Raw genomic sequence first — 15235 nt, 5'->3', positions numbered from 1 at the left:
TGCGCGCGCGGCGAGAGCGCCGCCACGCGGGCGGCGGCGTCGCGCAACCAGCCCTCGGCGGTCGCGCGCAGCAGCCGGTCGTACCCGGCGTCCGGCGGGGTGATCACGCTGCGGTCCTCCGCCGGCAGCACGATGACGAGGTCCAGCGTGCCGCCGGTAGCAGCGGCGATGCGCGCGCCGAGGGCGAGCGCGTCGGCACCGGCATCCGTCGCGGTGTAGCCGACGACGACCGCGCTCACCCGCGCACCGCCTCGGCGATCTGGTCCGCCACCAGCCGGCCCATGCGGATGGCGCCGTCGACGTGCTGGAAGCCGGCGCCCGCCATGTCGCTGCACGCGAAGTGGATCGGGCCGACCGCGGTGCGCAGGTCGGCGCCGTAGCGGTGCAGCCCGCCGAGGTCGAAGCTCGCCGCGTAGGCGCCGCGCGTCCACTCCTCACTGCCCCAGTCGCTCTCGTAGTACACGATCGGCTCCTTCGCCTCGGGCCCGTAGTAGTGCGACAGCGACTCGAGGATGCGCGCCCTGCGCTCGTCGGCGTCCAGTGCGAACACGTCGTCGGCATGCTGATCGGAGACGAACCCGACCAGCGTCCCGCGTTCGTCCCCGAAGTTCGTGTTGTCGTATGCCTCGTGCGACAGCTCGTAGGGGCTGAACGCGGTGCCGGACAGACCCTGCTCGCGCCAGAACGGGCGGTCGTAGACCGCGTGCACCTTGATGACGAAGCCCATCGACAGGTGCTGGTGCAGCTGGTGCTGCCGACGCGGCAGGGGCGGGACGAACGAGATGCGGTCGTAGAGGATCGGGGCGGCGGCCAGCAGCGCCTGGCGCGCGTGGACCGTCATCGAGTCGGAGACGGCCGTGACGCCGTCCTCTCCCCACTCCAGGGTGCGCACCGGCTGGCTGCGGAACACGTCGTCGCCGAGGCGCTCCGCCAGCAGCAGCGGCACCTGCTGCAGTCCGCCGACGACCCGCTTGTCGAGGATGAAGTCGGCGTCCACGAGGTTCGTGTAGCTGCCGGCGGAGGCCGCCATGTGCAGCGACTGCAGCAACGAGAACGCGTGCGTCGGCTTGGTCAGCATCGCGGAGCCGGTCGCGAACGCCAGGTTGCGCACGGCCTCGTCGTCGTCGGTCTGGCTGCGCAGCCACGCGTCCCACGAGATCGCGTCCCACTCGGCGGCCTTCGGATGCGCCCACGGGCGGTCGGGGTCGATCTCGGCGACCATCTCGTCGAGGCGCGCGGTGATCTCCGCGATGACCCGCTCGGTCTCAGGACCGGCCGGGAACAGGTCGCCGGTGAATCGGACCGGCGTGCCGTCGGGGCCGACGTAGACGCTGTCCCCGTCCCGGTAGCGGCTGAAGGTCGAAAGCCCCAGCTCGGCCACCGTCTCGATCAGCGCGGTCTGGTCCGGCGAGATCCACTGGCCGCCGATCTCGAGCATCGCGCCCTCGATCGTGTCGGTCCAGAGCCGGCCGCCCACGCGGTCGCGGGCCTCGAGCACGGCGACCGACAGTCCCTGCCGGCGCAGCGCGTTCGCTGCCGTCAACCCGGCCGCTCCTGCGCCGATGATGACGACGTCCCTCGTGATCTCGCTCATCTCGCTCCTTCGGGTGTGGCAGGTGCCGGTTAGAGGGCTGCGACGGCGGCCGCGACGACGTCGAGGCCCTCGTGCAGCAGGTGGTCGGGGATCGACAGCGGCGGCAGGAACCGGATGACGTTCCCGTAGGTGCCACAGGTCAGGGTGATGACGCCTTCCGCGATCGCCGCCCGGGCGACGGATGCCGCCGCGGCGGCATCCGGGTCGCCCGTCGCGGGGACGACGAACTCGATCGCGATCATCGCGCCGCGTCCGCGCACGTCGCCGATGCTCGGGTGGGCAGCGGCGAGCTCTCCCAGCCGCGTGGTCAGGATGTCGCCGATCCGCTGCGCGCGCTCGACCATGCCGTCGTTCTCGAACACGTCGATCGCGGCCAGCGCCGCCGCGCAGGAGACGGGGTTGCCGCCGTAGGTGCCGCCCAGGCCGCCGAGGTGCGAGGCGTCCATGATCTCGGCGCGACCGGTGACCCCGGCCAGCGGCAGCCCGCCGGCGATGCCCTTGGCCGTGGCGACGATGTCGGGCACGATGCCGAACAGCTCGCTGGCGAACATCGCGCCGGTGCGGGCGAAGCCGGTCTGCACCTCGTCGGCGACGAACACGACGCCGTTCTCACGGCACCACCGCACGAGCTCGGGCAGGAACCCGTCGGCCGGGACGATGAACCCGCCCTCGCCCTGGATCGGCTCGATGACGACCGCGGCGAGGTTCGCGGCGCCGATCTGCTTCTCGATGAGCGAGATGGCCCGCTTCGCCGCCGCGGGCCCGCTCAAACCGTCCCGGAACGGGTAGGACGTCGGGGCGCGGTAGACCTCGCCGGCGAACGGACCGAAGCCGCTCTTGTACGGCATGGCCTTCGCGGTGAGCGCCATCGTGAGGTTCGTGCGGCCGTGGTAGGCGTGGTCGAAGGCGACGACGGCGGGCCTGCCGGTGTGCTTGCGCGCGATCTTGACCGCGTTCTCGACGGCCTCGGCCCCGGAGTTGAACAGGGCCGACCTCTTCTCGTGGTCGCCCGGAGTCAGCCGGTTCAGTGCCTCGGCGACGGCGACGTACGACTCGTACGGCGAGATCATGAAGCAGGTGTGGGTGAACCGCGCGACCTGCTCGGCGACGGCGGCGACCACCTTCGGGTGCGAGGCGCCGACCGTGGTCACGGCGATGCCGGCACCGAGGTCGATGAGCGAGTTGCCGTCGGCATCCACCACGACCCCGCCGCCCGCGGCGGCCGCCTCGATGGGGACGGTGTGGCCGACCCCCGCCGGGACGGCGGCGGCCTTGCGCGCCAGCAGCTGCTGCGAGCGAGGGCCGGGGATCGCGGTGACCAGGCGCCGCTCCTGCGGCAGGGACGGGCCCCCGACGGGCGCGGCGGGAATGTCGGTGACGCTCATGGTCGCGAGCGTAGGGGCGCGGCTCAGACCAGAGCACTCTCCGACGTGTACATCTTCGCCCGCTCATGCGACACGATGTACACAGCCGACCGCACGCGCACCGGAGGAGGATCCGCTCGTGAGCAGCCCCGCCGATCCGCCCACCGTCCGTGCGCTGCTGCGCCGCACCGAGCTGCGCCTCCGCCTGGCCGTCGACGAAGACCGGCTGGCGGCCGGCGCGCTCGACCGGGTGATCCGGGGCGTCCACAGCTCCGATCTGGCCGATCCCACGCCGTTCCTGTCCGAGGATCTCGCGCTGCTGACGACGGGAACCCAGTTCACCGGCGCGGACCCCGCGGACTACGCCGCCTACGTCGAACGGCTCGTCGTCCGCGGGGTCGTGGCGCTCGGGTTCGGCACCGAGGTGGTGCCAGGCGGCATCCCGGAAGGCCTGGCAGCGGCATGCGGCGCGGCGCGGCTGCCCCTGTTCGAGGTGCCCTACCGCACCCCGTTCATCGCGGTCGCCCGCGCCAATGCGCGAGCGCTGGCGGCGCAGGATTTCGCGCGGCGGACCTGGGCGCTGGACGCGCAGCGCGCGCTCTCGCTCGCGGCGCTGCGCAGCGACGGGCTCGCGGCAGCCGTCGACGAGCTCTCCCGGCGTCTGGACGCCTGGGTGGGGCTGTTCGACGCGGCCGGGGTGCTGCGTCATGAGCACCCTCGTGACGGTGCCGGACGCACGGAGCTCCAGGCGGAGGTGACGGCCATGCTCGCCCGCGGCACGCGTGCGGGCGCGACGGTGGCCGTCAGCGACGGCACGGTCGTGCTGCAGTCGCTGGGTCGTCCCGGGCACCTGACCGGTGTGCTCGCCCTCGCGACCGGGGTGCTGGATGCCGAGGCCCGCAGCGTCGTGACCATGGTCGTGGCCATGGCCGACCTCGCCCTCGAGCAGCGTCGCGGGCTGCTGCGCGCCCGGGACGCGCTGCGGGCCGGGCTCGCGGTGTCGCTGCTCGACGGCGGGGCTGCCACCGCGCGTCGCGTCGCGAGCCGGATGTGGGGCGGCCTGCCGCCGGCGCCGGTGCGGGTCGCCCTGACCGACGCAGGCGGACGGGACGATGTCGTGGAATGGCTCGAGTCGCAGGCCGACGGCCGCGGCAGCCGGCTGTTCTTCGGCCGGATCGATGCCGGACTGCTGCTGGTGGTGCCCGCATCCGACGACACGCTGCTGCCGCTCTTGGCCGAGCGGTCGAACCTGGCGGTCGGCGTGTCCGACCCGGTCGGGTACGACGAGGTCGCCGCGGGCCTGGCCCAGGCGCGCGTCGCGCTGGAGGGCGGCGGGAGCGGAGTGAGGGTGTTCGCCGACGCGCGCGGCGGCCTCGCCGCGGCCTTCGACGGCGAACGAGCCCGCGTGCTCGCCGACGCCGAGCTCGCGCCCCTGCGCGCGGCGGATGCGGCCGGGGGCACGCAGCTGCAGACGACGCTGGCGGCCTGGCTGGCCCACGACGGCTCACACGAGCGCACCGCGCAGGCCCTCGGCATCCATCGCCACACACTGCGGGCCCGGCTCGCGGCGGTCGAGCGGGCGCTGGACGTCGACCTGACCTCGTTCGCGGTGCGCGCGCGGCTGTGGCTCGCGTTCGAGGTCGCTCAGCGCGGAGCGTGGGCCGACAGGAACTCGTAGACCTCGGTCGTGTCCACGCCCGGGAACGCTCCGGTCGGAAGCGTCGCCAGCAGGGTCCGCGGGGTGCGCACATTGGGCCAGGCGTTCTCGCGCCACGCGGCCTCGAGGTCGGCAGGCGCGCGCCGGCAGCACACCTCGACCGAGTGCTTCGAGACGCCGCGGTTCGGGGTGTCGCGCCCCAGGAACCACTTCGTGTCGTCGAAGCGCACCCCCACGCTCACCGAGTGCTGCCCCTCGCTGGAGTTCTCGACGCGCGCCGTGCACCAGTAGGTGCCGCCTCCGGTGTCGGTGTACTGGTAGTACGGGTTGAACCGGTCGTCGACGTCGAACACGACCCGACTCGTCCAGCGCCGGCAGCACATCTGCCCTTCGATGGCGCCGAGCCGGTCGGCGGGGAAGTTCACGTCGTCGTTCTCGTACGCCTTGGTGATCGTGCCCGACTCGTGCACCTTGAGGAAGTGCACCGGGATGCCGAGGTGCACCGTCGCGAGGTTCGTGAACCGGTGCGCGGCGGTCTCGTAGGAGACCGAGTACGCGTCGCGCAGGTCTTCGATCGAGATCGCCCTGGCCGCCTTCGCGTCGCGCAGGACCCGAGCGACGTGGGCCTCGGGGATCAGCAGCGCCCCGGTCAGATAGTTCGTCTCCACGCGCTGACGCAGGAACTCGGCGTAGCTGGTCGGCTCGGTGTGGCCGAGGATCCGGCTGGACAGCGCCTGCAGCACCGCGGTGCGGGCGTCGCCCTTGGCCGCGACCCGGCTGGAGAGGTACAGCCGCCCGTTCTTCAGGTCGGCGACGCTGCGGGTGGTCTGCGGCAGATCGGGCACATAGTGCAGCGTGAACCCCAGGTGGGCGGCGATGTCGCTCGCGGTGCGCTGGGTGAGCGGGCCACCGGGATGGCCGACCGCTGCGAGGATGCCGCGGGCCTGCTCCTCCAGGTCGGGGAAGTGGTTGTTCTGCTGCCGCATCAGGTGACGCAGCTCGACGTTCGCCCGGCGTGCCTCCTCCGGAGTCGCCGCCCGCTCGTCGCGGAGGCGCTCGATCTCGCCCTGCAGGGCGAGCATGGCGCGCAGCGCCTCGTCGGGCACCGACTTGCCGATGCGGAACGGCGAGAGGCCCAGCGCCTGGAAGGTCTGCCCGCGCATCGCTCGCTCGAGCGATATCTCCATGGCGGCACGCTCGTCGAGCGGCTCGGCCTCCAGCAGCGCGTCGACGGATGAGCCGACCGCCTTCGCGATCTGGCGCAGCAGGGTGAGCTTCGGCTCGCGCTTGCCCGTCTCGATCATCGACAGCTGGCTCGGCGCGCGTGCGACGGCCGCGGCGAGCTCTTCCAGCGTCATGCCGCGCTGGGTGCGCAGCTGCCGGATGCGCCGGCCGATCGTGAGCGCGTCGGCGTCGTCGGCGGCTCGATCTTCTGTGATCGTCATGGCCGGCAGTGTGTCACAGAAAGTGAAATATGCGCAAACTTCTCCGGCCTGATCCCCGTTCTAGCTCAAGAAATTCACGCACAGTGGTCTCACGTCCACCGCCATCGGATCAGAGGAGACCGACATGACCTTCCACGCCACCCCCGGCCAGCCGCCGCTGCGCGCCGGCGACCAGACCCAGACCGCCGTCGAGCTGGCCGAGATCTGGGAGAACGACCCGCGCTGGGACGGCATCGAGCGCGCCTACACCGCCGCCGACGTCGTGCGCCTCCGCGGCTCGGTCCGCGAAGAGCACACGCTCGCGCGCCGCGGCGCCGAGAACCTGTGGAATCTGCTGCACACCGAGGACTACATCCGTGCGCTCGGCGCCCTCACCGGCGGCCAGGCCGTGCAGCAGGTGCGCGCGGGCCTGAAGGCCATCTATCTCTCGGGCTGGCAGGTCGCCGCCGACGCCAACCTCGCCGGGCAGACCTACCCGGACCAGAGCCTCTACCCCGTGGGCTCGGTCCCGGCCGTCGTGCGCCGCATCAACAGCGCGCTGCTGCGTCAGGACGCGCTGGAGCACGCCGAGGGCGAGATCACCCGCGACTGGCTCGCCCCGATCGTCGCGGATGCCGAGGCCGGCTTCGGCGGCCCGCTGAACGCCTACGAGCTGGCACTCTCGCTCATCGACGCCGGCGCCGCCGGCATCCACTACGAGGACCAGCTGGCCAGCGAGAAGAAGTGCGGCCACCTGGGCGGCAAGGTGCTCGTGCCGGTCGCGCAGCAGATCCGCACCCTGAACGCCGCGCGGCTGGCCGCCGACGTCGCCGGGGTGCCGACCGTCCTCATCGCGCGCACCGACGCGTTGGCCGCCGACCTGCTCACCAGCGACGTCGACCCCCGCGACCAGGAGTTCGCGACCGGCGAGCGCACGGTCGAGGGCTTCTACCGGGTGCGGGCCGGCATCGAGCCGGTGATCGCCCGCGGTCTCGCCTTCGCCCCCTACGCCGACCTGCTGTGGGTCGAGACCGGCGAGCCCGACATCGAGCTGGCGCGCGAGTTCGCAACCGCGATCCACGAGCGGTTCCCGGGCAAGATGCTCGCCTACAACTGCTCGCCGAGCTTCAACTGGAAGCGGCACCTCGACGACGCGCAGATCGCGACCTTCCAGCAGGAGCTGGCGGAGCTGGGCTACAGGTTCCAGTTCATCACGCTGGCCGGGTTCCACGCGCTGAACCACTCGATGTTCGACCTGGCCAGCGGCTACGCCGAGCGCGCCATGAGCGCCTATGTCGACCTGCAGGAGGCGGAGCTCGCCGCCGAGACCCGCGGCTACACCGCCACCCGGCATCAGCGCGAGGTCGGCACCGGCTACTTCGACCTCGTCTCCACCGCCCTCAACCCCGACTCGACGACGCTGGCCCTGGCCGGCTCCACCGAGACCGCCCAGTTCCACTGAACCGACCCGAAAGGACACGGACATGACCACCATCGCCCCCACCACCGCTCCCGTCCGCACCGTCCCGGCCGCCCCCGAGATCGAGATCCTCGGGCGGACGGGCGACCGGTACGACGAGATCCTCACCCCGGATGCGGTCGCCTTCCTGACCGAGTTGCACCACCGATTCGCCGGGCGCCGCCACGACCGGCTGGCCGACCGGATGCGGCGCCGCTACGAGATCGGCAAGGGACACGATCCGCGCTTCCGCGAGGACACCGCCTGCATCCGCGCGAATCCCGACTGGTCGGTCGCCGGTGCCGGCCCCGGCCTGGAGGACCGCCGGGTGGAGATCACCGGGCCCACCGATCCGAAGATGACGATCAATGCGCTCAACTCCGGCGCGAAGGTGTGGCTGGCCGACCAGGAGGACGCCACGAGCCCCACCTGGGCGAACGTGATCGAGGGTCAGCTCTCGCTGCACGACGCGATCCGCGGACAGCTGACCTACACCTCCCCGGAGGGCAAGGAGTACGCGGTCACCGCCGCCGAGACGCCGACGATCGTGATGCGTCCGCGCGGCTGGCACCTGCCCGAGGCTCACATCCGCTTCACCGACCGCAGCGGCCGCACGACGGCCGCATCCGGGTCGCTGGTCGACTTCGGCCTCTACGCCTTCCACAACGCGCGGGCGCTGATCGACGGCGGCACCGGCCCGTACTTCTACCTCGCCAAGCTCGAGTCCAGCGAGGAGGCGAAGCTCTGGGACGACGTGTTCAGCTTCGCCGAGGAGCGTCTCGGCATCCCGCACGGCACCATCCGCGCGACCGTGCTGATCGAGACGCTGCCGGCCGCGTTCGAGATGGAGGAGATCCTCTACGAGCTGCGCGACCACGCCGCGGGCCTGAACGCGGGACGCTGGGACTACATCTTCTCGATCATCAAGAACTACCGCGGTCGCGGCGCCCGTTTCGTGCTGCCCGACCGCAGCGAGGTGACGATGACGGTGCCGTTCATGCGCGCGTACACCGAGCTGCTGGTGCAGACCTGCCACAAGCGGGGCGCCTACGCCATCGGCGGGATGAGCGCGTTCATCCCGAACCGGCGCGACCCGGAGGTGACCGCGCGCGCGTTCGAGAAGGTCGCCGCCGACAAGAAGCGCGAGGCCGGCGACGGGTTCGACGGCACCTGGGTGGCCCATCCCGACCTCATCCCCACCGCGCGGGCCGAGTTCGACGCGGTGCTCGGCGACCGGCCGAACCAGCTGGACCGGCGTCGCGAGGAGGTGAGCGTGACCGCATCCGACCTGATCGACGTGCACATCGGACGCCCGATCACCACCGCCGGCGTGCACGGCAACGTGTCGGTGGCGATCCGCTACATCGAGGCGTGGCTGCGGGGGCTGGGCGCCGTCGCGATCGACAACCTCATGGAGGATGCCGCGACGGCGGAGATCAGCCGCTCGCAGGTATGGCAGTGGGTGCACCAGGACCGCACCACCGACGACGGCACCGAGATCACGCGCGAATACGTCGAGGGACTGATCGCGCAGGTGCTCGAGGAGGTCACGCGCTTCGAGGGCGACCGGTTCGACGACGCCGCCGAGGTGTTCGAGGAGGTCGCGCTGCGCGAGGAGTTCCCGGCGTTCCTGACGACCGTCGCATACTCCCGCTTCCTCGCGGACGTCTGACTCCCCCGCGAGACCGCATCTGCCCGCCGAGACCTTGGGTGAACCCCACTCTCTCGGCGGGTAGATGCGGTCTCGTCGCCCGAGGCTTCCGCTCCCGCCTCATCGACGCGGACGCGGAAGAGCGAGGGCGCAGCCGGTCAGGTGGCGACGGCGAAGATGTCGAGCAGCGCCTGCGGCGCCATCGCCGCGCTCAGCGAGGGATCGACGAGACGCAGACAGCCGTCCAGCTCGACCGTGAACGATGCGCCGACGGGCGCGCCGCCGACCAGCGGGTGCGCGACCACCAGACGGGATGCGACCTCGCGGCAGGTGCCCGCACCGGGCGCCGCCGCGGCGACCGCGATCAGCGCCTCGCGGGCCTGTGCGGCGTCCAGCGTCCGCACGTCCTCGAACCACCCGACGCCCCCCGCCGAGACGGTGAGCGTGTCGCTCCCGTCCGCGGACGTGGCGGCCGGCACCGGCGGACGGTCGCCGTACACGCACAGCCGCATGCCGTCGACGAGCTCGGGGGCCGGAAGCGGGCTCGGCTCCCAGGGGACCAGCACGATCCCGTCCGGATCGGCGGTCGGAGCCATCGCCGACACGTCCGCGGAGGCGGCTTCGCCGGAAACCCCATCCCCGCGCTCCGGCGAGGCCGCCGACCCGGTCCCGTCCGGCAGCTCCTCGATCGCGGAGGCGAGCGCGAGCACCGAGGCCTGCGTGGCACAGCCGGCGGCGGTCGCGGCGGCCGACTCGCTCAACTGCCAGGGAGTGAAACGCTCGTCCGTGACGGTCAATCGGTCCAACGCGATCAGCGCATCGTCGGCTTTGGGCTGTCCGCATCCGGTCGACGGGAAGGCTGCCTTCACGAAGGCGCCGGCCGCATCCTCGAGCCACAGGTCGGGCGCGAGATACGCCACCGCTGCGCACGGACCGTCCGATTGCGGATCGCTGGGCTGGGCGAGGGCGTCGAGGAGGGGACCGAGATCGCCCTCGAACCGCGTCAGCAGCACGCCCGTCCAGGTTCCGACCTCGTCCTGCTGTGACGCGGAGGAATCGCAACGGTAGACGGCGATCGCCACGAACCCGTCGGGAACCCGGCCCGCATCGACGGTGCTGGTCCCTTCGGGGGCGCATTCCACCGCGTCCACCGGAACCGCCGGCGCACGGGGCGGAGCGCTCGCGCATCCGACGAGCAGAGCGAGCGCGAGGAGCGCACCGATCACCCCGATCCCCGTTCGCCGCACGCTCCCACGAAACCACGGTAGGTCGACGTCCTGTGTCCGGCGGCAACGGAGTCGTAACGATGCGCGCCCTGCGAGACCGCATCTGCCCGCCGAGACCTTGGGTGAACCCCACTTTCTCGGCGGGCAGATGCGGTCTCGCGCGGACAAAGGTCGGTGCGGGGGCGCCCGGCTACGCTCGTAGGGTGACCGAACGCGCCCCGCTGTCCCGCAAGCTGTCCGCCATCGCCGAGTCGGCGACGCTCAAAGTCGACGCCAAGGCCAAGGCTCTGCAGGCCGCCGGCCGGCCGGTGATCTCCTACGCGGCGGGTGAGCCCGACTTCGCCACACCCCAGTTCGCCGTCGACGCCGCGGCCGAGGCGCTGCGCGACCCGGCGAACTTCCGCTACACGCCCGCGGTCGGGCTCCCGGTGCTGCGCGAGGCGATCGCCGCCAAGACGCTGCGCGACTCGGGCCTGGAGGTCTCGCCCGCGCAGATCGTCGTCACCAACGGCGGGAAGCAGGCGGTCTACCAGGCGTTCCAGGCGGTCGTGAACCCGGGCGACGAGGTGCTGCTGCCCGCCCCCTACTGGACCACGTACCCGGAGGCGATCCGGCTGGCCGACGGCGTCCCGGTCGAGGTCTTCGCCGGCGCCGAGCAGGAGTACAAGGTCACCGTCGACCAGCTCGAGGCCGCCCGCACCGACCGTACCGCGGTGCTCGTCTTCGTCTCGCCGTCGAACCCCACCGGCGCGGTCTACACGGCCGAGGAGACCAAGGCGATCGGCGAGTGGGCGCTCGCCCACGGCATCTGGGTGCTGACCGACGAGATCTACCAGAACCTGGTCTACGAGGGCGCCCGCGCGGTCTCGATCGTCGAGGCAGTCCCGGAGCTCGCGAACCAGACGCTGCTGCTCAACGGTGTGGCGAAGACCTATGCGATGACGGGCTGGCGGGTGGGGTGGATGGTCGGCCCCGCGGACGCCATCAGGCTCGCCGCCAACCTGCAGTCGCATCTGACCAGCAACGTGAACAACATCGCCCAGCGGGCCGCGCTCGCGGCGCTGTCGGGCCCGCAGGACGAGGCCGAGCGGATGCGGCAGGCCTTCGACCGCCGCCGCCGGCTCATCGTCGCCGAGCTCGCGAAGATCCCCGGCGTCACGGTGCCGAACCCCCTCGGCGCCTTCTACGCCTACCCGGACGTCCGCGGCCTGCTCGGCCGCGAGTGGGACGGCGTCACCCCGACGACCACGCTCGAGCTGGCCGACCTCATCCTCGAGAAGGCCGAGGTCGCCGTCGTTCCCGGCGAGGCCTTCGGTCCCAGCGGCTATCTCCGCATGTCGTACGCGCTCGGCGACGAGGCGCTGCTCGAGGGCGTGCGGCGCCTGCAGCGCCTGTTCACCTGAGGCCGGGACAGACACGCTGCGCCGCGCGCGAGGCCGTACCCACCCATGGTGGCCTCGCGCGCAGCGCAGCGTGGGTCTCAGGCCGGGCGCAGCTGTGCCTGCGCCATCCGCACGATGTGCGGCGACGTGCGCGGGCCCAGCCACACCGTGCAGTGCACGGCCGCATCGCACGCCCACTCGGCGCACCATGCGTAGACGCCGACGGCGAGTCGCTCGCCCCGGCCGCGGATGGCGCAGGGCGACGGGTCGCAGGGCTGACGGTCACGGATGAGCCAGGTCACCGCCACGTGCTCGGGCACCCGCACCCGGTGACGCTGGATCGTCGCGAACGACTCGATCAGCATCGTCACGTGCGTGCCCTCCGGCACCCGCTCGGCGATCGCCACCATCGCCGGCACATCGTTCGCGTCGCCGGCGAGCAGCACCGCACCGGTCAGCGTGTCCCAGTCGGGCTCGATGAAGGAGTCTCCCGCCACATCCATGGATAAGACATTAGGTTAGCCTTACCTGCATTGCAAGGGGACGCCGTCATAGATCCACATCGACGAGAACCGGCTCCGGCTGCAGCAGCACGCCGGACTCCTGCTGCACCCGCTGCTGGATGAACCGTGCGAGCTCGGCGAGCTCGGCCGCCGTCCCCCGGCCCCGGTTGGTCAGCGCCAGGGCGTGCTTGCGCGAGACCGCGGCGCGTGAGCGGGGCAGCGAGAAGCCCTTGCGCACGCCGGCGTGCTCGATGAGCCACGCCGCACTGAGCTTGACGTCGGCGACGCGTGCCACCGGCGGCGGGACGTAGCCGTCGAACCTGTCCAGCGGGATCACGAGCACCGGGTCGATCTCGGGCTCCATCGGCCAGCGAGGGCAGTCGTCCGGCAGCGTCCGGGCGAACTGCCCGGAGACGATCGGGTTCTGGAAGAAGGAGCCCGCGGACCAGGTGTCCGGGTCCGCGGAGTCGACCAGCATCCCCTTGGTGCGACGCGTCGCGAGCACGTGGTCGCGGATCCAGGCGAGAGTCACCGCGGCGCCGGGCTCCAGGCCCAGGGCGGCGCGCAGCTGCTCGCCGCCGACGGGGGCGACGGCATCCCCCGCCTCGGTCAGCTCGAGAGTCACCGAGAGGATGACGGCGCGACGCGCCGGGACGGAGCCGTGATGATGCTTGAGGACGGAGGTGCGGAATCCGAGGCCCAGCTCGGCCGCCGGAACGGTCACGACCTCGTCGTCGTGCTCGTCGACGAGCTCCACCTCGACGAGCGTCTGGGCGATCTCCTGCCCGTACGCGCCGACGTTCTGCACGGGAGCGGCCCCGACGGTGCCCGGGATGCCGCTCATCGCCTCGATCCCGGCCAGTCCTCCGGTGACCGCGTACTCGACGAGGTCGTCCCAGCCGTGGCCGGCTTCGACCCGCAGCCTCGCCGTGCCCGGACGCGAGCCGGGAAGCCGTTCGATCCCGCGGGTGAGCACGCGGATCACTGTCCCCTCGAACGGCTCGTCGCCGACGAACAGATTCGAGCCGCCGCCCAGGACGAACCAGGACTCGCCGGTCGCCCAGACGCCCGCGAGCGCGGCGAGCAGCTCGTCGCGGGTGGCGGCGTCGATCATGTGCTCGGGCGCGGCGCCGGTGCGCAGCGTCGTGAGCTCCGCCAGCGGGATGGGTTCGATCTCGGGCATGTCAGAGCCTGGCGCGCACCTGTGCCTTGCCGAGCACGGTGGCGCCGGCGGCGGACACCGTCAGGTCGATGCGCACGCTCTCGTCGTCCACCGCGCCGATCTTCGCGACCACCGTGACGTCGGCGCCGGCCTCCGGGTCGACGACGACCGGGCGCGTGAAACGGACGCCGTACTCGAGGATGCGGCCGGCGTCGCCGAGCCACGGCACGATCGTCTCGACGGCGAGGCCCATCGTCAGCATCCCGTGCGCCAGCACGCCGGGAAGCCCCACGCGAGCGGCGACGTCGTCGCGATAGTGGATCGGGTTGAAGTCTCCCGACGCGCCGGCGTAGCGGACGAGCGACTCGCGCGTCAGGTGCACCTCGCGCTCGGCGATGACCTGCCCGACCTCGATGCCGACGGCATCCGTGGCGCTCATCGGTCGCTCCCCTCGCGACCATGTCCCATTTCGGCGTGGTCTGCGGGGTCTATACCGCGCCGAAATGGGACATTCACCGCGCCGAAGTGGGACATGGTCATTCGTCGCCCCCGATCAGCAGCACAGAGGTGGCCGTGACGACGTGCGCGCCTCCGGCATCCGTGATCTCGGTGTCGCTGGTGACCATCGCGCCCTTGCCGACCGCGCGTACCGCGGTCACGGCGATGCGGCCGGTCAGCTCGTCACCGGCGACGATCGGGCGGCTGTAGCGGAAGCGCTGCTCGGCGTGGATCGTGCGCTCCAGCGCGATGCCGGAGTCGGGCTCGGCGAGCAGCTGCTGCAGCGCCCGGTCCTGGATGACCATCGCGAAGGTGGGCGGCGCCACGACGTCGGCATAGCCGAGCGAGCCGGCGACGGCCGGGTCGGAGTGCTGCGGGTCGGTCGCGAACACGGCACGCGCGAACTCGCGCACCTTCTCGCGGCCGACGAGGTACGGGGGCGTCGGCGGGAAGTCGCGGCCGACCAGCTCGGGGTTCACAGGCACCGGGCCATCCTATCGAGCGGCTCTCGCGATCCTCCGGGCTCCGAGGGCCTTCCGCGCCATCTGGACGCCGATGAACACGAGGTAGGCGGCGAACAGGATGTTGCCCGCCAGCGGATCGACGAGGGTGGCGAGCCAGGCACCGAGGGCGGTCGTGCAGCACGCGGCGACGCCGACGACGATCGCCGCGACGAGGTCGACGTTGCGGCGCTTCAGGTTGCCGGCGGTGCCCGAGATCGCGGTCGGGATCATCATCAGCAGCGACGTGCCCTTGGCGAGCAGATCGCTCATGCCGAACAGCAGCATCAGCACGGGCACCACGACGATTCCGCCGCCGACGCCGATGAGGCCGGAGACGACGCCCGTGATCACGCCGGTGACCGCGAGAAGGCCGCCGTTGAGCCAGGTGACCGTGAACGCCTCGCCCCGCGAGGGGATCACGACGAACAGCATGACGATGACGACGGCCAGGAAGACGACGAAGCCCCAGCGGAGGGCGTTCTGCGACACGCGCGGCAGCAGCCAGGTGCCGATCTGCGCGCCGACGACGGCGCCGGCGGCGAGGATCAGCGCGGGGATCCACGCGACGCTGTCATGCACCGCATAGGAGACGACCCCCACGGCGGCGGTGGGGACGATCGCGGCGAGCGACGTGCCCGCGGCGAGGCGCTGGTCGAATCCGAGCAGCAGCACCAGCATCGGCACGATCACGGTGCCCCCGCCGACCCCGAACAGACCGGAGAGGAGGCCGGCGAGCAGGCCGATCCCGGCGCAGGCGAACAGGAATCGGGGGCTGCGCGTCACGCGCGCGACGGTCGAGGCACTCACTGTCC

General features: G+C 72.0%; 13 protein-coding genes and 1 pseudogene. 4 read left to right on the top strand and 10 right to left on the bottom strand.

All coding sequences use genetic code 11. The features are described from left to right. The 3 genes and pseudogenes from QM626_RS10595 to gabT form a co-directional block, all read right to left on the bottom strand. A pseudogene (locus QM626_RS10595) lies at positions 1 to 239 on the bottom strand (universal stress protein); the annotation flags it as partial. Beyond that, positions 236 to 1594 carry a flavin monoamine oxidase family protein gene (locus tag QM626_RS10590; RefSeq protein WP_415076786.1) on the bottom strand — a complete coding sequence of 453 codons (1359 nt, stop codon included), beginning with the start codon at positions 1592 to 1594 and terminating at the stop codon, positions 236 to 238. The pseudogene QM626_RS10595 and the gene QM626_RS10590, both read right to left, overlap by 4 nt. A 29-nt stretch (positions 1595 to 1623) precedes the next feature. Then, entirely contained in the window at positions 1624 to 2979 is a 1356-nt protein-coding gene (gabT, locus tag QM626_RS10585; RefSeq protein WP_415076782.1) for a 4-aminobutyrate--2-oxoglutarate transaminase, read from the bottom strand. A 118-nt stretch (positions 2980 to 3097) separates the two neighbouring features. Here gabT and QM626_RS10580 point away from each other — a divergent pair, with 118 nt between their 5' ends. Next, entirely contained in the window at positions 3098 to 4636 is a 1539-nt protein-coding gene (locus QM626_RS10580) for a PucR family transcriptional regulator (RefSeq protein WP_415076774.1), read from the top strand. On the opposite strand, the gene QM626_RS10575 is transcribed toward QM626_RS10580, so the two are convergent. Further along, entirely contained in the window at positions 4603 to 6060 is a 1458-nt protein-coding gene (locus tag QM626_RS10575; protein ID WP_415076772.1) for a helix-turn-helix domain-containing protein, read from the bottom strand. The genes QM626_RS10580 and QM626_RS10575 overlap by 34 nt on opposite strands. Positions 6061 to 6184: 124 nt before the next feature. Here QM626_RS10575 and aceA point away from each other — a divergent pair, with 124 nt between their 5' ends. Continuing rightward, the gene (gene aceA, locus QM626_RS10570) at positions 6185 to 7501 is read left to right on the top strand and encodes an isocitrate lyase (protein ID WP_415076770.1); all 1317 of its coding nucleotides are present in this window, start codon (positions 6185 to 6187) and stop codon (positions 7499 to 7501) included. Between the two features lie 22 nt (positions 7502 to 7523). Continuing rightward, positions 7524 to 9170 carry a malate synthase A gene (gene aceB / locus QM626_RS10565; RefSeq protein WP_415076768.1) on the top strand — a complete coding sequence of 549 codons (1647 nt, stop codon included), beginning with the start codon at positions 7524 to 7526 and terminating at the stop codon, positions 9168 to 9170. 137 nt (positions 9171 to 9307) lie between these two features. On the opposite strand, the gene QM626_RS10560 is transcribed toward aceB, so the two are convergent. Further along, complete coding sequence (locus QM626_RS10560) at positions 9308 to 10375, bottom strand: hypothetical protein (protein ID WP_415076766.1); 1068 nt, start codon at positions 10373 to 10375, stop codon at positions 9308 to 9310. Positions 10376 to 10578: 203 nt separating this feature from the next. On the opposite strand from QM626_RS10560, the gene QM626_RS10555 reads away from it, so the two are divergent. Further along, positions 10579 to 11778: a pyridoxal phosphate-dependent aminotransferase gene (locus QM626_RS10555; RefSeq protein ID WP_415076764.1), complete on the top strand. Its 1200-nt coding sequence runs from the start codon at positions 10579 to 10581 to the stop codon at positions 11776 to 11778. Positions 11779 to 11855: 77 nt separating this feature from the next. Here the strand turns inward: QM626_RS10555 and QM626_RS10550 are convergent, their stop codons facing one another. From QM626_RS10550 to QM626_RS10530, 5 genes are all read right to left on the bottom strand, one after another. Continuing rightward, positions 11856 to 12260 carry an SIP domain-containing protein gene (locus tag QM626_RS10550; protein WP_415076762.1) on the bottom strand — a complete coding sequence of 135 codons (405 nt, stop codon included), beginning with the start codon at positions 12258 to 12260 and terminating at the stop codon, positions 11856 to 11858. A 46-nt stretch (positions 12261 to 12306) separates the two neighbouring features. Beyond that, a complete protein-coding gene (locus QM626_RS10545) occupies positions 12307 to 13443 on the bottom strand; it encodes a UDP-N-acetylmuramate dehydrogenase (RefSeq protein WP_415076760.1) in 1137 nt (378 codons plus the stop codon). Position 13444: 1 nt separating this feature from the next. Beyond that, the gene (locus tag QM626_RS10540) at positions 13445 to 13861 is read right to left on the bottom strand and encodes a MaoC/PaaZ C-terminal domain-containing protein (protein WP_415076758.1); all 417 of its coding nucleotides are present in this window, start codon (positions 13859 to 13861) and stop codon (positions 13445 to 13447) included. Between the two features lie 97 nt (positions 13862 to 13958). Continuing rightward, entirely contained in the window at positions 13959 to 14405 is a 447-nt protein-coding gene (locus QM626_RS10535; RefSeq protein ID WP_415076756.1) for a MaoC family dehydratase N-terminal domain-containing protein, read from the bottom strand. Between the two features lie 9 nt (positions 14406 to 14414). Beyond that, a complete protein-coding gene (locus tag QM626_RS10530; RefSeq protein ID WP_415076754.1) occupies positions 14415 to 15230 on the bottom strand; it encodes a sulfite exporter TauE/SafE family protein in 816 nt (271 codons plus the stop codon). Positions 15231 to 15235 lie beyond the last annotated feature (5 nt).

Origin of the sequence: Microbacterium sp. (assembly GCF_047606385.1) — a bacterium.
Classification (GTDB): domain Bacteria; phylum Actinomycetota; class Actinomycetes; order Actinomycetales; family Microbacteriaceae; genus Microbacterium.
The sequence above is the reverse complement of the archived record's forward strand: the minus strand, read 5'-3'. Positions and strand labels throughout refer to the sequence as shown.